Origin of the sequence: Halobellus marinus, assembly GCF_032113415.1 — an archaeon.
In the GTDB taxonomy this organism is placed as follows: domain Archaea; phylum Halobacteriota; class Halobacteria; order Halobacteriales; family Haloferacaceae; genus Haloquadratum; species Haloquadratum marinus.
The window spans coordinates 1565544-1584356 of sequence record NZ_CP134946.1; the positions used below are offsets into that span (position 1 = coordinate 1565544).

18 protein-coding genes are annotated in these 18813 nt (G+C 61.3%); 10 read left to right on the forward strand and 8 right to left on the reverse strand.

Annotated elements, in window-relative coordinates:
* The first annotated feature begins 12 nt into the window (after window positions 1–12).
* The 4 genes from RJT37_RS08025 (at window position 13) to RJT37_RS08040 (ending at window position 2964) form a co-directional block, all read left to right on the forward strand.
* The gene (locus RJT37_RS08025) at window positions 13–1092 is read left to right on the forward strand and encodes a glucose 1-dehydrogenase (RefSeq protein WP_313689261.1); all 1080 of its coding nucleotides are present in this window, start codon (window positions 13–15) and stop codon (window positions 1090–1092) included.
* Window positions 1076–1732, forward strand: a complete 657-nt coding sequence (gene gfcR / locus RJT37_RS08030; protein ID WP_313689263.1) for a transcriptional regulator GfcR — start codon at window positions 1076–1078, stop codon at window positions 1730–1732. Before RJT37_RS08025 ends, gfcR begins: the two co-directional genes overlap by 17 nt.
* Window positions 1733–1862: 130 nt before the next feature.
* Window positions 1863–2204: a glutaredoxin family protein gene (locus RJT37_RS08035; protein WP_313689265.1), complete on the forward strand. Its 342-nt coding sequence runs from the start codon at window positions 1863–1865 to the stop codon at window positions 2202–2204.
* A gap of 196 nt (window positions 2205–2400) precedes the next feature.
* The gene (locus RJT37_RS08040; protein WP_313689266.1) at window positions 2401–2964 is read left to right on the forward strand and encodes a DUF7110 family protein; all 564 of its coding nucleotides are present in this window, start codon (window positions 2401–2403) and stop codon (window positions 2962–2964) included.
* A gap of 111 nt (window positions 2965–3075) precedes the next feature.
* On the opposite strand, the gene RJT37_RS08045 is transcribed toward RJT37_RS08040, so the two are convergent.
* The 3 genes from RJT37_RS08045 to RJT37_RS08055 all read right to left on the reverse strand — a co-directional run bounded on the left by RJT37_RS08045 (window position 3076) and on the right by RJT37_RS08055 (window position 4674).
* Complete coding sequence (locus RJT37_RS08045) at window positions 3076–3378, reverse strand: DUF8036 family membrane protein (protein WP_313689269.1); 303 nt, start codon at window positions 3376–3378, stop codon at window positions 3076–3078.
* A gap of 55 nt (window positions 3379–3433) precedes the next feature.
* The gene (locus tag RJT37_RS08050; protein WP_313689272.1) at window positions 3434–3709 is read right to left on the reverse strand and encodes an ArsR/SmtB family transcription factor; all 276 of its coding nucleotides are present in this window, start codon (window positions 3707–3709) and stop codon (window positions 3434–3436) included.
* Between the two features lie 170 nt (window positions 3710–3879).
* A complete protein-coding gene (locus RJT37_RS08055; RefSeq protein ID WP_313689274.1) occupies window positions 3880–4674 on the reverse strand; it encodes a DUF4397 domain-containing protein in 795 nt (264 codons plus the stop codon).
* Window positions 4675–5006: 332 nt separating this feature from the next.
* Here RJT37_RS08055 and RJT37_RS08060 point away from each other — a divergent pair, with 332 nt between their 5' ends.
* Window positions 5007–5540 carry an amino acid-binding protein gene (locus tag RJT37_RS08060; protein ID WP_313689276.1) on the forward strand — a complete coding sequence of 178 codons (534 nt, stop codon included), beginning with the start codon at window positions 5007–5009 and terminating at the stop codon, window positions 5538–5540.
* 52 nt (window positions 5541–5592) lie between these two features.
* On the opposite strand, the gene RJT37_RS08065 is transcribed toward RJT37_RS08060, so the two are convergent.
* On the reverse strand, window positions 5593–6336 hold the full coding sequence (locus RJT37_RS08065; protein WP_345785387.1) for a type I 3-dehydroquinate dehydratase: 744 nt from the start codon (window positions 6334–6336) through the stop codon (window positions 5593–5595).
* 814 nt (window positions 6337–7150) lie between these two features.
* On the opposite strand from RJT37_RS08065, the gene RJT37_RS08070 reads away from it, so the two are divergent.
* Window positions 7151–8476: a glycerate kinase type-2 family protein gene (locus RJT37_RS08070; RefSeq protein WP_313689278.1), complete on the forward strand. Its 1326-nt coding sequence runs from the start codon at window positions 7151–7153 to the stop codon at window positions 8474–8476.
* 32 nt (window positions 8477–8508) lie between these two features.
* Here RJT37_RS08070 and RJT37_RS08075 read toward each other — a convergent pair whose 3' ends face one another.
* Both RJT37_RS08075 and RJT37_RS08080 read right to left on the reverse strand, forming a co-directional pair.
* Window positions 8509–9519, reverse strand: coding sequence for a 2-hydroxyacid dehydrogenase (locus tag RJT37_RS08075; RefSeq protein WP_313689280.1), 1011 nt, complete (start codon window positions 9517–9519; stop codon window positions 8509–8511).
* Window positions 9520–10161: 642 nt separating this feature from the next.
* Complete coding sequence (locus tag RJT37_RS08080; protein ID WP_313689282.1) at window positions 10162–10932, reverse strand: IclR family transcriptional regulator; 771 nt, start codon at window positions 10930–10932, stop codon at window positions 10162–10164.
* Between the two features lie 266 nt (window positions 10933–11198).
* Between RJT37_RS08080 and RJT37_RS08085 the strand changes: the two genes are divergently transcribed.
* Entirely contained in the window at window positions 11199–12674 is a 1476-nt protein-coding gene (locus tag RJT37_RS08085) for an aldehyde dehydrogenase family protein (RefSeq protein WP_313689284.1), read from the forward strand.
* A 150-nt stretch (window positions 12675–12824) separates the two neighbouring features.
* Here RJT37_RS08085 and RJT37_RS08090 read toward each other — a convergent pair whose 3' ends face one another.
* Window positions 12825–13946 carry a zinc-dependent alcohol dehydrogenase gene (locus RJT37_RS08090; protein WP_313689285.1) on the reverse strand — a complete coding sequence of 374 codons (1122 nt, stop codon included), beginning with the start codon at window positions 13944–13946 and terminating at the stop codon, window positions 12825–12827.
* 362 nt (window positions 13947–14308) lie between these two features.
* Here RJT37_RS08090 and RJT37_RS08095 point away from each other — a divergent pair, with 362 nt between their 5' ends.
* The 3 genes from RJT37_RS08095 to RJT37_RS08105 are packed head-to-tail and all read left to right on the forward strand — an operon-like array spanning window position 14309 to window position 17208.
* Window positions 14309–15385, forward strand: a complete 1077-nt coding sequence (locus RJT37_RS08095) for a TRAP transporter substrate-binding protein (RefSeq protein WP_313689287.1) — start codon at window positions 14309–14311, stop codon at window positions 15383–15385.
* A gap of 24 nt (window positions 15386–15409) precedes the next feature.
* Window positions 15410–15928 carry a TRAP transporter small permease gene (locus RJT37_RS08100; RefSeq protein WP_313689289.1) on the forward strand — a complete coding sequence of 173 codons (519 nt, stop codon included), beginning with the start codon at window positions 15410–15412 and terminating at the stop codon, window positions 15926–15928.
* The gene (locus tag RJT37_RS08105; protein WP_313689291.1) at window positions 15925–17208 is read left to right on the forward strand and encodes a TRAP transporter large permease; all 1284 of its coding nucleotides are present in this window, start codon (window positions 15925–15927) and stop codon (window positions 17206–17208) included. Before RJT37_RS08100 ends, RJT37_RS08105 begins: the two co-directional genes overlap by 4 nt.
* Window positions 17209–17241: 33 nt before the next feature.
* On the opposite strand, the gene RJT37_RS08110 is transcribed toward RJT37_RS08105, so the two are convergent.
* Entirely contained in the window at window positions 17242–18417 is a 1176-nt protein-coding gene (locus RJT37_RS08110; protein WP_313689293.1) for an enolase C-terminal domain-like protein, read from the reverse strand.
* Between the last annotated feature and the right edge of the window lie 396 nt (window positions 18418–18813).

Here is an 18813-nt window from a genome sequence, read left to right on the forward strand (position 1 = left end):
TACGGACCGGGTATGAAGGCCATCGCAGTCGAGCGTGAGGGAGACCGGCCGGTCGTCGTCGAGCGGGAACGGCCGACCCTGACTGCCGGCGAGGCGCTCGTCCGGACACTTCGGGTGGGCGTCGACGGTACCGACCACGATGTCATCGCCGGCACTCACGGTAGTCCCCCGGGAGGAGCGGATCACTTCGTGCTCGGTCACGAAGCGGTCGGCGTCGTCGAGGAGGCCGGGGAAACGCGCTTTTCACCTGGCGACGTCGTCGTGCCGACGGTCCGCCGGCCGCCCGGAGAGTCAAACGAGTACTTCGAGCGCGGCGAGCCAGATATGGCCCCCTCCGGGACGTACCACGAACGCGGGATCCTCGGCGAACACGGGTTTATGGCCGAGTACTTCACCAGTCCCGAGGAGTTCCTCGTGCGCATCCCCGATTCGATCGCCGACGTCGGATTTCTCGTCGAACCGCTCTCGGTCGCGGAGAAGGCGATCGACCTCGCGTACGCATCCCGGTCGTCGTTCGACTGGGCCCCCGAATCGGCGCTCGTCCTCGGTAACGGCGGGTTGGGGCTGCTCACGCTCGCGCTGTTGGACGACGCCTACGACTACGACCGCCTCTACTGTCTTGGTCGTCGCGACCGGCCGGATCCGACGATCGATATCATCGAGGATCTCGGTGCCACGTACGTCGACTCGCGGGAGACGCCGGTCGACGCCGTCGCGGCCGAACACGAGCCGATGGATCTCGTCTTCGAGGCGACCGGCTACGCCAAACACGCGTTCGAAACGATCGAGGCGCTGGCGCCGAACGGTGTGGGTGCGCTCCTCGGCGTCCCCGAACCTTGGGAGTTCGAGGTCGACGGCGGCCGCCTGCATCGCGAGCTTGTTTTGCAGAACAAAGCGCTCGTCGGCAGTGTCAACTCGAACGTCCGGCACTTCGCGGCCGCTGCGGAGGCGCTCCCGTCGCTCCCTGCGGAGTTCCTCGACGTCCTGGTCACCGGCGTGTACGATCTCGACGACTTCGAGGCGGCGTTCGAGGACGACGACACCACTATAAAAACGGCCGTGCAATTCAGTTCGTATGAAGAACGTCGATGATCTGATCTCGAGTGCGGCCGAGTTGGCTGCGCGCGGCCTCTCGAAAGGCGAGATTGCGGACGAACTCAACGTCTCCCGGGAGACGGCGAGTTGGCTGGTCGAGCGCGGCGATTCCGCCGGAAGCGTGCAGGAACCCGACTCGGCTGCCAGTACCGACGATGTCGGCGGTCCCCACGACATCCACGTCGACTGGAGCGCGATCGGCCGCGACTCTGCCCGGCTCACACAGGTGGGGCGGGCGATGGCCGACCTGCTGGTGAAAGAAGGCGAAGAAGTCGACCTGACGATCGGTATCGAGAAGGCCGGCGCGCCGCTGGCGACGGTCGTCTCACAGGAACTCGACACGGATCTGGGCTCGTATGCGCCCGCGAAACACCAGTGGGAAGAGGGCGACATCGACGATCTCGGCGGCTCGTTCTCGCGGAATTTCGCGGGGATCCGGGGTCGGGAGTGTTACGTCGTCGACGATACGATCACCTCGGGAACGACGATGCGCGAGACGGTGACGTCGATTCAGGAGGAGGGCGGCGACCCCGTCGCCTGCGTCGTCATCGTCGACAAGCAGGGCGTCGAATCCATCGAGGACGTCCCGGTCTACTCGCTCATCGACGTCGTCCGCGTCGGCAACGACGAGCGCTGACACTGATTACTCTCACTTGTTACCGCCGAGCGCCGCCAACGGGGATGGCACTCGGCGGGAAGAGACGAGAGTAATCATTGTGACTCCGTTCGACGCAACCCATATGCCTCCCGACCGCATATGGGATTCTATGACGTTTCAGCCCGAATCCGAACTGAGCGAGGAGGAGGTTCGACAGCGCGTCGACGAGGCGATCGAGTCCAACGACGTCGTCCTGTTTATGAAGGGCAACCGACTGATGCCGCAGTGCGGCTACTCCCAGCGCGCGGTGAACCTCATCTCCCAGTACGTCGAGGAGTTCGAGACGATCGACGTGCTGCCGGCACTCGACGGCTACCGAAGCGCCCTGGAGGAGCATAGCGGCTGGGAGACCATCCCACAGACGTTCGTCGGCGGCGAGTTCGTCGGCGGCAGCGACATTCTGGCAGAACTCGACGAACGCGGCGAACTCGAGGAGACGCTGCAGGCGTAAGCCTGCTGTCGGCAGCGTCGTTCCCGTTCGGTTCCGAACCCCGCCAACGCACCCGAGCGGAGGAAGCGACAGCCACGGCGGTCTTCCGCCCGCTCCGTCCTGTGGCCGCCTCGTGTTGTTTATAAGGTCCCGGTACGTATACTTAGGCAGGTACCGTCGTCGCGTTCGTCTCGTACGAGTACCTCCCAAATTAACTATGTCAGGCCGCGTATACCGACTACACTCGACACTGGAACTGCCCCTCGAAGATGTCGAAGCGTATCTGAACGGTGACCCGGACCTGCCGCCCGAGGTCGAGAACGTGGAGGTGAACCGTCGAAACAACACGCTCATTCTCAAAGCCGTCGCTGCGGAGGACGACCTCAGCAAGTACACGCCGACCGCACAGCTGAAAGCGAGCATCACGGAAAACCGCGTCTACGAGGAGGAACCGCCGCGCGCGGGCGCACCACGCTGGGAGGAAGAAGAAGAGGAGATTCCATCGGAACTCGTCGAGTTCGCCTGTTTCAAAGGCGACCGCGAGACCGTCCTGCAGAACACCGCGCTGCAGTATCCGATGTTTTTGGTCCTCCGGGAGATAGCCCTCCGCGCCGAGAAGGGCACGCTTACTGCGATCGTCGAGGTCGACGGCGAACTCACTGCCCACCGGATCGTCGAGGGCGAAGAGCGCCCGGCGAGCATCGAGGTCGTCGAGAACCCCTCGAAGGGCGAAGGTGGCTCCAACGGCGTGAACTGGCGTGACAACAAGTTCATCAGCTAGTCGGGACGTATTCTTCGGATCCAATCGATCGCAGACGACTTCTGGGAGCCGCAACGCTCGTACGCTTTTCCGGCGAGCCGCCCCTCTCGGCTCGCGACCAGCGGGACGGAGTCAATCCCAGGTGACCCAGAGGAGAAACAGAATAGCGCCAAATTCGAGGAGCTGGACGAAGGTCATCGCCCTGCCGGCCACGGGATCGGCTTCGGCGAGGTAGTTCGCGACCTGGGGGTCGAGGACGTAGTAGTTGAAGGACAGAAGGTTCTCCGCAAGCAGGAGCACGGCGAACACCGCGAGCCCGAGGGTGTGTTTCGAGCGGAACTCCAGGTAGTTCCGCCCCCAGATGCTCACGAGCACGAGTAACAGCACGATGTTCAGCGCCGTCGCGGCACTCGCGGCGTCTAACCAGATGCCCATCTGTCCCTCCGTCGAGACTCCCGTCGATTATATCTTCCCCTGATTTCGGTCATCGTCAGTCTACCTCCTCGCATATCGTTTCGATCGTCTGCCAGTGCTTGCGCGTCCGCTCGGTCGGCAGGTACACCGCGCCGTAGTCGTCCCCACTCTTCGCAACGACGTCGTTGTCCATCAGTACGTCGAGATGGTGTCGGACTGTCTTGTAATCGAGGTCCAGGTCCTCTGCGAGCTGGTTCGCGTTCCGGGGGCGGTCGTCCAGCGCCCGGATGATTCGGACTCGGTTCTTACCCCCCCGAGTCCCAGTCAGCACGTACCAGAGAACCCCCTCCATCGACCGGACAGACTAGACCCTGCACTGTAAGCCCACCGGCCACCTCTCCGAGAGGTGCGTCTCCGCTGCTACTGTCGCCGACAGTCCGTGAGCAATTACGATGCCTCGACTCGTATCTCCGGGTCGGTAAGTCCGGGTGTGGCACCGTCGAAGCGCGCCAGCGAAGACCCCTATCTGCTGGGGCCACCTCGGGGCGGTGATCCACCGGGACTACCTCGGTCGGGACCACCTCGGCCGGGACCACCTCGGGGCGGTGCTCCCTTGTCCTGAGTCGGGACGAGGCCGAACGGCTCGTCGGCCGGTTCGTCGTCGGGCGACAGATAGCCCACCGCGAAGGCAGTGTATGTGCTTCTGCCTTCGAGTGCGACATCGGCCTCGAAAACCGGGTCGCCGCCGCCGGCCGGTCGGATCTCGACCTCGTACTCGGCGGCCGGAACGACCGCGTAGCCGCTGGACTCGCCGTAGGAGACGTCCTCGAAGAGCGTCAGCGAACCGTCGTTGACGGTTACGTCGACCACCGGGGCGTCGGGCGAGAGATGGATCGCCCGCACGCGCGCCTCGTCGTCGCTGATGTTCGCGCCGTTCGTATCCTCGAACAGCGAGACGGTGAACGAGGTGTCGGCATCCGCTGTCACCTCGCCCCGGGCGACAGCCGTGTAATCCTCGGCGGCGAGTTCCAGGTCTTCGGCCTCGAAGACCGTCGTGTCGGTGCCCGCGACGTTGACCGCGACGTCGTACGCGCCAGTGGGGACCTCGAGGTAGTCAGTGACGTCGCGGAAGGCGAGCCCTTCGATCACGGCGCTGCCGTCGACGAGGACGTCGACCGCCGGCGCGTCCGGCGAGGCGTGGGCGACCCGCAATCCAGCTTCCTCTCCGGGTTCGGCCGCCGCGATGCCGCTTCCCGCGACGGTGGTTACTGCGATTCCGCTTCCAATCCCCCTCAGTACTGCACGTCGTGTTGTCATGGGATGAACCCATCCGATCCGATGTAGTATCAGAATATGATCATTTTCCCGATTTAGACCCAAATTCGACCCGAGAGTCGCCAGGGAGTTCAGCCGAAAAATCTGGAACACTGTGAACGAAGTTGTCCAACCCCTCCAGGCTGACCAGGGAGATCTATTCTATAGTAGCTTCCCTCGAGCCGGGAGGGTCTCGGAGTTGCCGTCTTCTCCGAACGTACCTCGCCGTCGGGAGGTGTGTCGGGGAATCGAGAGCGAGCCACTCCGACAGTATACTTATTTTCGTTGCAGAACTGAAACCGATATGGACGTAACGAACGGGCGGTGGTCGTTCGATGAGTGACGTACAGACGGACGTTCGTGCATACACGCTACGACTCGAACTGGTCGACGAGCCGGGAGAGTTGCTCCGGGCCCTCCGCCCGATCGCGGAGAACGGCGGTAATCTCCTCTCGATCTTTCACGAGCGAGGGAACGTGACGCCGCGCGGGCATATCCCGGTCGAGGTCGATATGGAGGCCCCGCCGGATCGGTTCGAGAAGATCATCAAGGGGTTGCGCGACGCCGGAATCAACGTGATTCAGGCAGGCACCGAGCGGTACAGCGAGGGACTGACCGTCATCCTCTCGGGGCATGTCATCGACACCGACGTCTCCGATACGCTCTCGCGGATCCAGGAGTCGTCGAACGCGTCCGTGACGGACCTGTCGCTTGCGGCGCCCGAAGGCACAGCCAACGTCTCCAGCGCCCGCATCGGAATCGCCGCCGAAGCGGGCGCTGCGGACGTGGTCATCGAGCGGCTTCGGGACGTCGCCGCCGAAAAGGATCTGACGCTCATCGAACCCCTGGCGGGCGGGACACCGGCTTGAATTTCGCTCGGAGACGGGTACGTACGCCGGTCAGAACCGACGCGCGGCAGAATCAGTTCGGGAGGGTCAGTTCGGAGGGGGCGGTCGCCTCGTCTTCGACCGCCTCGATCCGCTCGATATTCGTCCCGTCGATTCGCGTCGATTCGACGAGCGCGGCGAGTTTCCCCAGCGGAATCTGTCCGGGCGCGTACTCGCTTTCGTCGTCTAAGAGCGGCGCGTATCCGAGTTTCGAGCCGTAGATGTGCCCGATCACCCGCGTGTGACTTCCCGTCTCGCCCATCGCGATCCCTGCGGCGTCGATGCCGGCCTGGGTGGCCTCGTGTAGCGTCTGCAGGAGCGTGAGCGTGTCCGAGAGGTCCTGGGGGTAGGTCGCGACCTTCGCAACGTCACCGTAGCTCGCACACTGGTCGATGATCGCTGTCAGAACGTCCTTCTCGGGCGTCGAATCGAAGTCGTGATGGGAGATGATGAGCCGAACGTCGTTCGCGCGGAACTCCTCTAGGAGCCACTCTTTGGCCCGTGCCGTTTCGAGTTCGATGTCGACGTACGCCACCGAGTCGAACCGCGACGCTGCAAAGAGCGTATCCAGTCGTCCCGTGTCCTTCGCCTTGCCGCCGAACCACTGATTTCGGTTCGTCGCGATAATCGGCAACTCGCCGTCGTACGCCTCCAGTTGCTCGATCGGGTCGTCGGCTTTGTCTATCCGAAACTCGACGAGGTCCGCCGCCGCGCGGGCTCGCCCCTCCCGTGTCAGGTCGTTTGTCGTGGCGGCGAGGGCGAAGTCGTCGATCTTCATGTGAACCGATAGCACTCTCCCGGTTATAAATTTGCTCATCGGTGCGACGCTTCCGTGACGGGATGGTGGCCCTCGGGTACGGTCGGTGTATCAAAATCCGATATTATATTGAAATTATATTCACTTGAAAAAGTATGATATATTATATTAAAAGAGAGGGCTGAATTCTGTAACTTATAGCAGATTTCAATTATAATACCGTTATATTCAGTGAAATATGTGAAGAAGTAAAATTTGAAAATAGATATAATAACTGGTATAAGATATAAAATAACAAATTTCTATAATACAAATATATCTTATAATATAACAGCAGGTCCCCGTCATAGCAACCCACTACTCGTGCAGCAGCGACCACTCACGATTCAGCAGCCAGTCGTGGCGTTTACAGAATCGCAAGGCGAATGCCACGGGGCTCGACCCCGAGGTACTTCACCGAGCGGGTCCTCCGTGACGTGGCTCCCGTGGCTGGCCTGGATCGTCGAGATGTCGTACTCGAACAACTTGCTGAGAGTGCGCTCGGCCTCCGCGTGACTGTGGTCGTTGAACTGTTCCGCAGGTGGGACCAGATAGCCGGCCGGCAGTCCGCACCGCCGAACTCTGTTTTCGCGGATCTCGACCAGTTCCGCGCCGTCGCCGGGGAACAGGGTCCCTTTCTCAGCTTCGACCTCGCAGCTCCTATCACCGCACCGTACTCTCGTTGCGGCCAGGTCCCCGATATCGTCGTTACTCGTTGCGCATCACGAGGGACCACTCGATCCCGGTGTCCCCGCTGCTCCGGGAGCTTTTAGATACAGCAAAACGAGTTGAGGATATGATCGATCGGAGCAGTTTCGGAGACGACCCCGATGTCGGCCTCGCGCTCGACGCCGTCGAGGCCGGTATCGAGGCCGCCCGTCCGAAGACAGTGCTGGAAACCGCCGTCGAACTGGACAACCACGACCTGCGCATCGACGGCGAGCGATACGATCTCTCCGCATACGACGAGGTTCTCGTCCTGGGCGGCGGCAACGCCGCGGGAGAGATCGCGACTCACCTCTCGGACCTGCTGGGGTCGTCGCTGTCGGGGGGCGTCGTCGTGACCGACGATCCGGCGCCCGCCGGTCCGATGGAAATCGTCGACGGGACCCACCCCGTCCCCAGCGACGCCAACGTCGAGGGCACGCGCCGCCTGCTTGCACGGGCGCGGGAGAGTGACGAGAACACGCTCGTGCTCGTCGCAGTGACCGGCGGCGGCAGCGCGTTACTCTCGGCGCCCGTCGAGGAGATCCCACTCCCCGATCTGCAGGCACTCACCGAGGAACTGCTCCGGAGCGGCGCCCCGATCGATCGGATCAACGCCGTCCGAAAGCACGTCTCCGCGCTGAAGGGCGGTCGGCTGGCCCGCGAACTCGCCCCGGCGACGACAGTCGGCCTCGTTTTCAGCGACGTCACATCCGGGGATCCCTCGGTCGTCGCCAGCGGGCCGCTGTCGCCGGATCCGGAGACCTACGAGGACGCCCGCGCCGTCGTATCGGAATACGAGATCGACGCGCCCGAATCGGTGACGCGACACCTCCGGCGGGGTGTCGCGGGCGAGATCCCCGAGACGCCTGGCCCCGACAATCCGGTCTTCGAGACCGTCTCGGTCCACGTCGTCGCGGACAACTTCACGGCGCTGGCCGCAGCGCGTGAGGTCTGTGTCGCGGCCGGCTACGATCCCGTGATTCTCTCCTCGTCCGTCCGCGGGGAGGCCCGGGAGGCCGCGAAGACCCAGGTCGCGATCGCCGAGGAGATCGAACGCAGCGGCAACCCGGTCGAACCGCCCGCCGCGGTGCTGTCCGGCGGCGAGACGACCGTGACGATCCGGCGTGGTGACCCGGGGACAGGCGGCCCGAACCAGGAATTCGCGATGAGTGCGGCGCTCGAACTCGGCGAGGGGCCGGTGCTCTGCGCCGTCGACACCGACGGGATCGACGGGCCGACCGACGCGGCCGGGGCAGTCGTGGACGGCGACACGGTCGAGGATATCCAGCACGCGCGGCCGCTGCTCGCAGAGCACGACGTCTACGACTACCTCGCCGACCGGGGCGCGCTCGTGCGGACCGGGCAGACGGGCACGAACGTCAACGACCTCCGCGTGTTGCTCGTTCCGGAGTGAGCGGCGGTTTGGGACGAGGCGAGTCTCTGCTTTCACTCCAGGTCGGCATCCGCGAGCGCCGAGTGGGGGAGGGGTACCCTCTCGATGCCGGCGACGACGTTCTCGGCGGCCATCTCGGCCATCCGGTTCCGCGTGCCGATGCTCGCGCTGCCGATGTGCGGCGTCACGACGAGGCGTTCGGGCGCGTGCCGTAGAATCGGGTGGTCGGCCGGCAACGGCTCGGGATCCGTGACGTCGAGTCCCGCGCGGGTGATCCACCCGTCTTCGAGCGCGGCGTCGAGCGCGTCTGTATCGATTACCCCGCCGCGGCTCGTGTTGAGCAGGATGGCCTCCTCGGACATCTGCTGGAGTTCGTCCGTGCCGATGAGCCCCTCCGTCGCGTCCGTGAGCGGAACGTGCAGGGACACGAAGTCGCTCTCGCCGAGGAGGTCGTCTCGGGTTACGTAGGTCGCGTCGACGCCGACCTCTTTCAGTTCCTGCTCCCGATCGGGTTTCCGACTCCGCCCGGTGTACAGCACGTCCATCTCGAACCCGGCGGCGCGTCGCGCGACGGCCGTCCCGATGTTCCCGAGGCCGACGATGCCGAGTGTCGCACCGTGGATATCCGGCCCGGTGAGCAGGCGTGGTCCCCACGTCTCCCACTCGTCTGCGTCGACGTACGCCTGTCCCTCGACGATTCGCCGGGCACAGGCGGCCAAAAGCGACCAGGTCAGATCGGCGGTGGTCTCGGTCAGGACGCCAGGCGTGTGGCCGACGGCGATATCGCGTTCCGCAGCCGCCGCGAGGTCGATGTGGTCGTACCCGACGGAGAAGGTGCTCACCACCGACAGGTCGGGAGAGGCGTCGAGGACGTCGCCGTCGATCTCGTCGGAGAGCAGACAGACGAGGCCGTCGGCGGAAAGCTCCGCCAGTCGCTGCTCGATGTGTGCTTTCGCCGGCGGGAGCTTCCCGTCCCAGACGGCGACGTCGTACTCGGCTCGCAGCCGTTCGAGCCCCACCTCGGGGATCTCCCGCGTGACGTAGACGGACGGTGTGTCGGTCATCGCCGTACCATCGGCCGCGTGTCGTGAAATTTCTTTGGAGTCGGGATGTCCTCGCTCCGCCGAACGCGGACCGAATCGCCTTTTCGGCCTCGCCGTACGGACCCGTCACAAGGATGTTTTCAGTTGCTATCGATGGACGCAAATCGGTGATAGCGGTATAATCTCCTTTGCAAATTCCGCCGGGCTGACTCGATAACGTCGCCGTGGAGAGCTTCAACAGTATTCAAGTCATCTGGCAACTGGGTCCAGGGCGACTCACGACGTATAACAGAAGTACACTCGTTACTATCTGGCCGGCGCCCACGAACTGAATCGGACGGGATTCTCCCTATAATGGATTGGGTCCTGCAGGTAATCGTAGCGTGATCAATCAAAGCAACGGATCTGGGGGATTCGGACAAGCAAGGGACTGACCAGCCAGACCGGTGTAACACCCTTGCCCAGTCGATGGACATAGAACGTCAAACGCGCAGTTGTTATCTTACTCGGCGTGGCTGTCTATCGACGAGGCAAATCGGGGACTGACCAGCCAATCACTCGCTACTGATCGCGGTTGAATCTGTTCGAATTAATAGAACGGATGGGACGGCGGAGGCCGCTATTGTGACAGTAACCAGTCACTCAGCGTTGTCCCGAAACCTATCAGTATTCCTGACCGTGTTGGTAGTTGAGTTCGATGACGTTTCGAGCCCTGGACAGGAGATCAGGCAGGTCGTCGGTGAACGTACTCCCGTTGAGGCGTTCTGCGGGTCCAGCGACGCTCACCGCGCCGAGGACGTCCCCCTCTGCGCTGGTGATCGCCACCCCGACCCCGTGGATGCCGGTGATCGACTCCTCTCGATTGAACGCGACTCCCTCCGACCGAACTGCCTGTAGTTCCTGCTTCAGTTCCTCTCGTGTCGTAATCGTCTGGTCGGCCGTCTTCGAGAGACCGTGACGGCCGATGATCTCGTCGACTCGCTCCTCGGGAAACTCCGCGAGCATCGCCTTCCCGAGGGCACGATTGTGGAGGGTCGCGGAACCGCCGATCGGAGCATCGATATCGAGGGCGTCGGTACCCCCACTTTTGTAGAGATACACGGCCAGACCTCGCTGTTCGACCGAAAGAATCGCCAGCTCGCCCGTTTCCGTGGCGAGCTTGTCTATCTCGTCTTTGGCCGCCTCGAAGAGCGGTTCCCGACGGCGCGTTTGCAGGCCCATCTTGAGAAAGGAAAGGCCCAGTTCGTACTGCGTCCCATCCTTGATTACGAACCCGTTCCGCCGGAGCGTGCTGAGATGATAGTGCGCGGTACTCTTTGCGACCCCGAGCTCGTTCGCCAACTCCGTCACCCCCATCGCTCCCTCCCGATCCAATATAGATACAATGTCCAGAAGGGTGGACGGCTGTTCCTGTTCGGACGAACCTGATGCCATATTCGGTATAGGATTCCTTTGGAGAATAAATGTTCGGGTGATTCGAACACGTCCGTTTGCGTAGCAGCCGGGGCAGCGGCGCTTACGGAACCAAGGGCGATTAGAAAGGGCGTGCTGATCCGGAGTCGTTGCGTGTAAGGAGCAACCTTGTTCGAACTACTCGAACAGGTTCCGGGTCTGCCGGCCCCCCTGTTGGCGTTCTCCCGGGTGCAATCAGTTCCGAGTGGTAGGAAAATTTTAAATCCGATAAGGTGCCGACTGTTCCTATGTCGGTAGACCAACTCGGTCGGTTAGACAAAGACATACTTGTCGACGGTGAATGGAGCGGCGCTGAGGACCGAACGGACGTTCGTCACCCGTATCGGAACACTGTCGTCGGGTCCGTCCCAGTCGTCGAGAAAGCCCGTGTCGTCGGCGCCATCGACGCGGCTGCTGCCGCCGTCGAGACCTCGACGCTTTCGGCGTACGATCGGTACGAACTACTCTCGACGGCCGCGGATCGCGTGGAAAGCCGCCTCGAAGAACTCGCCCAGATCGTCACGAGCGAAGAGGGGAAACCGATCACGGAGGCCAGAAACGAAGTCGACAGAACTGCACAGACGCTGCGGCTGTCGGCCGAGGAAGCAAAGCGGCAGTTCGGAGAGTTCGTTCCGATGGATCCGCAGAAAGGGACCCCCCGGGATCACTGTTTCACTCAGCGCGAACCACTGGGTGTCGTCGCCGCGATCACCCCGTTCAATTTCCCGATTATGTTGATGGCTCACAAGGTCGGTCCCGCGCTGGCAGCGGGGAATGCCGTCGTCGGGAAGCCGGCGACCGACACGCCGCTTTCCTCGATAGCACTCTTCGAGTGTCTCGACGAAGCCGCAGAAGAGGTTGGGGCTCCCGACGGGCTGATCAACGTCGTGACCGGCAGCGGATCGACTGTCGGCGATGCGTTCCTCGAACACGACGCGGTCGAAGCGATATCGTTTACCGGCTCCACTGCCGTCGGGAAACACCTCGCCAACAACAGCGGGATGAAAGAGCTCACCCTGGAACTCGGCGGCAACGATCCGACGATCGTCTGGCACGACACCGACCTCGAGTGGGCCGCAGAACAGGTCGTCGGTGGCGCCTGTTCCAACGCCGGTCAGGTCTGCAACAGCGTCGAGCGCGTCCTCGTCGCGGAGGAAATCGAAGCGGAGTTCGTGGCGGCGCTGGTCGACGCCGTCGCGGACGTTTCAGTCGGTGATCCACACGACGCTGCGACCGATATCGGCGCGATGGTGAACGACGACGAATTCGAGAGTACCGTCGACCTGTTCGAGGAGACCGTCGAACAGGGGGCGACGGTCGAATACGGTGGCCGGTACGGCGGGGACCTCGGCGATCGCGTCTTCGAACCCACGGTCCTCTCCGACGTCACACCGGAGATGCCAGCAGCGACACAGGAGGTGTTCGGTCCGGTGATTCCGGTGATCCCGGTCACCGATTTCGAGGCGGCGATCGAAGAGGCAAACAACACCGAGTACGGGCTGGAAGCGGGCCTGTTCACGCAGGATATCGACCGGGCCAAGCGGGCGGCGGACCGAATCGACGCCGGTGGAGTCAACATCAACACCGTCAGCGGGTACCGGACCGATCATATGCCCTACGGCGGATTCAAAGACAGCGGGATGGGAAAAGAGGGAATCAAATACGCCACCGAGCACTTTAGCCGGGAGAAGCTGGTTGGCTTCCACGAGGGAACGAACGCGTAGCCGACAGCGTCGTGCGGTGAGAGGACTGCTGTATCGGTGTCCGGGTCACACGATCCGGTGCTGTGAGCAGCGGTACGAGACTGCAGCAGTCCGTCCAAGAGGGCCCGCGGACGGGACGTTCGTCTGAAAGCGGGACTCCTTTGCGCCGCGTTAGATTCCGTGCGGATGTATCGTGGCGCGGTACGCTTCGCCCGACTCCTGTGCCTTGTACGCTTCCTCCGCGTCGTCAAGCGCCGTTTTGAAATTGAAGAGCTTCCTGAACGGCACCTCGTCTTTCAGTTGATCCATCAGTTCGATCGCCGACTCGAACTGCGTCGGCGGATACGCCAGGCTCCCGTAGATGTTCAGCTCCTTTTGAACGATCCGTGTCGGATTGATTTCGCTCTCGCCGTTGTAGGCGAAGTGACCGGCTTCGACGTACGTGCCGCCGTCGTGTGGTAGTTCCAGCCCCTGTTCGACTGCTTGCGGCACGCCGGCCGCTTCGATCACGACGTCAGGGCCGACGTTTCCGTTGGTGAGTCCTTTTACTGTCGGCACGAGTTCATCCCCAACCTCGGTCAGATCGACCACGTCTGTCGCGCCGAACTGTTCGGCCAGGTCCAACCGCTCTTCCATTGCATCGATCGCGATGATCTGTCCCGCGCCGGCGGCCTTTGCCGAACAGATCGCGAACAGTCCGATTGGCCCTGCACCCTGTACTGCGACGCTTCGGCCGACACCGAACCCTTCGCGCATATGCGGCAGCCCGGGCTGCATCGAACGTTCGAACGCGTGCATCCCGACTGATAGCGGTTCGACTAGCGCACCGAGCTCGCCGTCCATATCGTCCGGCAGTTTGTAGTACGCCGCTTTGGACGGCAGCACGTTGTATTTGCTCATTCCGCCGGTGTACTGCTTGCCGACGTTGTCGAAGCCGAATCGATCAGGATTCTTGCTCAATCGCGGTCGCCCCGGCATGTTTCGGGCATACCAGTCGTCGCTGCCGCCCGGCATCGCCGGCACCACGGCAAGATTGTCGCCCTCCTCGATTTCGGCCCCCTTCGAATCTTCTTCGACGTTCTCGCCGACGTGTTCTATCTCACCGGCGAACTCGTGTCCCGGGATGACGGGAAATTCCAGATCCATTCCCCCGTTGTACATATGCACGTCCGTCCCACAGATACCGGATAGTTCGACACGCAGGAGAACGTCGTCGGGACCCGGGTCCGGGAGTTCGATTTCACGCTGCTCGATTGTCCCCGGTTCATCCATCACTATCGCAGTAGTCTTCATCACAGTCCTTTTCCAAAACAATAATATATAAACATTTTCTAGTATAATTGATGTTTCCCCGGTTCTCGCTACTGAGGTCAATCCTTGATTATAAAACCACCAATATATTTATTAACCAGGAATATAGTGCACGTTGTATGTCACCTGACAGTGGCGTATCTTGACGAGAACTGGTCAAAACCGCTGGAACCATCGGAGCAGTCGGAACAGCCGGGTTAGCCGGGTGCTCCGGAGGCGGTGGTGGCGACAGCGGATCGAACGACGGCGGCGGTGACGGCGAAGAGACGACGACCGGCAGCGGAGATACTGATGGCGACTCCGGTGGATCGGACAGTGAACTCTCGCTGACGATCGCGGGGGTAATGTCTCCGCCGGGAAGCCAGTGGGAGGGCGAACAGCCGTCCGGGCACTGGGAGTTCGAAAAGCGGGTCGAAGAACGGACGGACGGCCGTATCCAAGTGGAGAACGTCGCCGAGGGGCAACTCTGCGGCGAGCTGACCTGTCCGGAGAAGGTGAGACAGGGCTCAGTCGAAATCGGGAGCGCCTCGATCGGGAATTCGACGAAGTTCTATCCGATGAACGACATCTGGATGCTGCCGTTCACGTTCCCGAGCCCGCAATCGCTGGGATACGTCCACCAGAAGGCCGAGACGTGGGAACAGTGGTGGGTCCCGTTCGCTCAGGAGTTCGGCGTCGTCCCTCTGTGGATGCACGCACCTACGCTGCGGTCGATCAACATCGGCCTCGACAGGTCCGAAAACAAGGACTTCGACCACAGAGTACCTGAAAACGTCGAAGGGATAGACTGCCGGCGTACCGGCAGTCAGGTTTCCGGAATCTGCCTCAACGAATGGGGAATGAGCCCCGTCTCCGTATCCTGGGCAGACAGCCTCCAGGGGCTCCGCTCCGGCGTCGTCGGGGGAATGGAAGCGGCGATTTCACCCATCTGTGCGTACGAAGGGAACATGGCCGACTCGCTGGGCGAGAGCGTCCACAACCAGTGGACGATCCACAACGACGTCAAGTGGGCCAGCGTTGAATGGCTCAAAGGCCTCTCGGACGAGAACCTGACTGTCATCGCCGAAGAGTCGCGGAAGCTCTATCGGGATCTCGTCCGCAGGAACCCCCAGATTCACCGGGAGGTCCTTGGGACCCACACGGACGACCCACCGGAGGACTCGTGTGTGGTCGAACACGATCTCCAAGTGAACTACGTGGAGGGCGACGAGCAGCAGAAATGGGCGGATCAGGTGACGTACGATCAGAATCCGGACCTCTATACAGACATCGTCGACAGCGCAGACCAGATCGGCGTCGACGGCGAAGCGTTCCACGAGTACCTGCACGACTCCGCACGGGAGTCCGCAGTGCCCGACGACTTCTGGGGTGACGACTTCACCATCGACGCGTGGTGGGACGATTACCTCCAAGAAATGTGAACCTGCATTCTTTGTGTTTCATTTATGAATGACACTATTCTCCGGAAACTGGAACGGAATTTCGAGGGGTATGTCGGGACGATTATGCTGTTTGCATACACCTTCCTTATTGGATATACGATATTGTCCCGATCGGCACCGTGGGATCCGCCCCAGTACACGCTCTCGGTAACGCTCTACCTGTTCACGTGGATGACGTGGCTGGCCGCGGGCTGGGCCATCCGTCACGATTCGCACTTTCGGTTCACGCTGCTTCGAGAAGGGCTATCCAATCGAGCGAACTACGTCCTGAGGTACGTAGATCTCGTCGCGTGGATATTCTTCGCCAGCATCGTGGCCTGGTATCTGTTCGAGCCGTTACAGCGACGGTTCGAGTCGGGCCGAGAGATACTCGGGACGCCGCTTCCGCTCTGGACAGCGTATCTTGCGGTCACAGTCGGAATGATTATCATCATCATCAGATCGTTACAAAAGGCGGTACTGATCCATCGACAGTACAAGAAGGGTGAGGACATCACGCCGACCTCGAAGGTCGACATATGATCTTACAGTTACTCTCAACCGGCGAGATACTACTACTCGCTACAGTGCTGTGTGTGATCCTGTTCTTCATCGGGATTCCGATCTATCTCGTTTTCGGCGCTTGGGGGTTAGTATACCACGCGACCTCGGGGAGTTTCCCGATCAGTAACATCGCTCTCGAACACTACGACGTGTTACAGACCTTCCCGTTCACGGCGATTCCGCTGTTCATACTTGTCGGAGATCTTATATATGAATCCGGGATCGCCGCGGAGGTCGTCGACTTCACCAAGGAAACGATCGGATGGTGGCCGGGTTCGACTGGCAACACAGCGATCGGAACTGCAGCGATCTTCTCGGCGATCACCGGGTCGAACGCTGCGACCACGGCGTCAGTCGGGAACGCACTGTATCCCCAGATGGAAGAAGAGGGGTACAAGGACACCTACGCGGCGGGGACGATCGCCGCCGGCGGTGTCCTTGGTGCGATCATCCCGCCGAGTATCCTGCTGATCATCTATGGCGTCGCCTTCGGGGTCTCTATCGTCGAGTTGTTCAAGGCCGGGATCGCTCCCGGCATCGCGATGTTGGTCGTCCTCATCGGCATCAACACCTATTATTCGAAAAAGGAAAGCTACGGCTCCCAGACTGCCCTCGGGATCGATCCGGGCAAAGTGACCAAAGCTGCGTGGAACGCGAAGATCGGGATCGGGACAATCGCAATCCTGCTAGGTGGAATCTTTGCCGGCATCTTCACCCCGACGGAATCTGCCGCCGTGGCAGTCATCTACATTCTCGCCCTCGCAGTTGGTACAGGCCGGATCTCGTCGTGGGGACAGATTATGCGTGCCTCCTTTTCGTCGCTACTCCTGCTCGGGGTGATCATCCCGATGGTCGTCACCTCTGTCTTGATCCAACAGAGTATGTCGAATATGGGGCTCCAGACGGTGATTGCCAACGCGGTCATCGGGCTCGAAAACCAGCTCCTCATCCTCGTTGCGATCCTGGCGGTCATCTGGATCGCCGGAACGGTGATGGACGCGACGCCGAACCTACTTCTCACGGCGCCGATGCTCGCACCCGCGGCCGCGGAAATCGGCTGGGGCCCCGTCGTCTGGGGAATGATCTTTATGATGGGCGACTCCGTCGGCTTCATTACCCCGCCGTACGGCCTGAATCTCTACATCATCAGCGGGATCGCCGAACTCGACTACATCAGGGTCGCGCGCGCTGTCGTTCCGTATCTGCTCGGGTTGGTCGCCATCTGGATCGGCTATGCGTTGATCCACCTGTATATTTGAGGCTCAACGGCGGCTTTTTTCGGCGGCGCGGTATCAGTCGTATACTGTGCTCCCTGTCTGATTCTCCCGTATGTACTCCCAGTCGTACTCGACGCCCAGTCCCGGCCCGTTCGGCACGCCGACCGTTCCGTCGTCGTCGATCGAGTCGATTCGATCCGTGTACCCGCCCTGATAGATGGGCGCTTCCGTATGCGGGAGCGGGGAGTCCGGATGCACCAATCCGAGTTCGTAGTAGTTCGAATTTCGTGTCGCAGCCATACAGTGCCGTTGGGCCGGTCCGGCGAGGTGATACTCGATATCGAGTCCGTGCCCCTCTGCGGCGCGAGCGAGTTTCATCGCCCCGGTGATACCGCCGTCCCAGTCGGGGTCGGCCCGGGCGAAATCGGTCCCCCCGCTGGCGAGGAAATCAACTGTCGGTTCCAGTCCCCGGACGAGTTCGGTCTGCAGGAGCGGCGTATCGATCCGCTGTGCCAGTCGCTTGTGGGCGTGCTGGGAGCGGCCACCGTCCTTGAACGGGTCCTCGTACCAGAAATAATCGTATTTGTCGCATTCCCTTCCGACCCTGACGGCATCGGCGAACGTCTCGTAGGAGCACACCGGGTCGTGCATCAACTGCATCCGGTCGCCGACGCGCTCGCCGACTGCGCGGATCAGTTCTACCTCCTGTTGGATGTCGGATGGCTCCTCGTCACTCCAGGTGTGCGTCTTGAACGCCGGATAGCCGTGATCGAGGCACGTTTCGGCGAAATCCGCGAACGCTTCCGGCGAGTCGAAGCCGCGGCCGCGTTCGGCGAAATACGTCGACGCGTACGCAGGCAGGCGCTCCCGGTACGTCCCGAGCAGCTCGTGGATCGGCGCGTCGTAGTACTTGCCGGCGAGGTCCCACAGCGCGATATCGATCGGTCCCAGCCCCATCTGGTCGTACTTCCGGAGGATCTGCTGCATCGCGTCCCAGTGTTTCTCGCGTTTCAGCGGGTTCCTGCCGAGGAGGTACTCCGCACAGAGATCGATCTGTGCCAACCCGACGCCCGTAGCGCCGATATACTCCCCTCGGAGCCCGTTTTCCGCGGTAATTCGGACGCCGTGGGCCGTCCGCTCGTAGGTCTCGCCCGGCGAGTACATCAGTTTCCCCGCACTGGGGTCCATCCTGGCGTCGTCGACGGGATATGTGAACGATACTGTCTCGATTTCGTCGATAGTGAGGCTCATACGTGTACTCGTGTTTCCGTGATTGCTCATTCGTTTCCGTCTGGTGGAGCTTTCCACCACGGACAGTGCATCTAGTAGACAGGCTCAAAACGACACCACGGTATATATGTTTACTTGATGGCGGAGCGATCGGGAAACAGTGGGGCGGGTGCTGCTGAGGAGCGAATCCGAACTCTGAAAACATTCGTTTGCTCCGTGGCTCTACTCTGAGAAATGCGCATTATGATCAGATTAAATATATTAACAGAAGTAATTGGTAAAATATGTTATTGTCGCTATTGGCAATCGGAGAATCGCTTTTTAGAATTCTTAAAGGCGAAAATATAGGAAATAAACATCGCACAAATCCAAACTGATACCTTATTTATAGATGAAATAAGTGATGTTATAACAAAA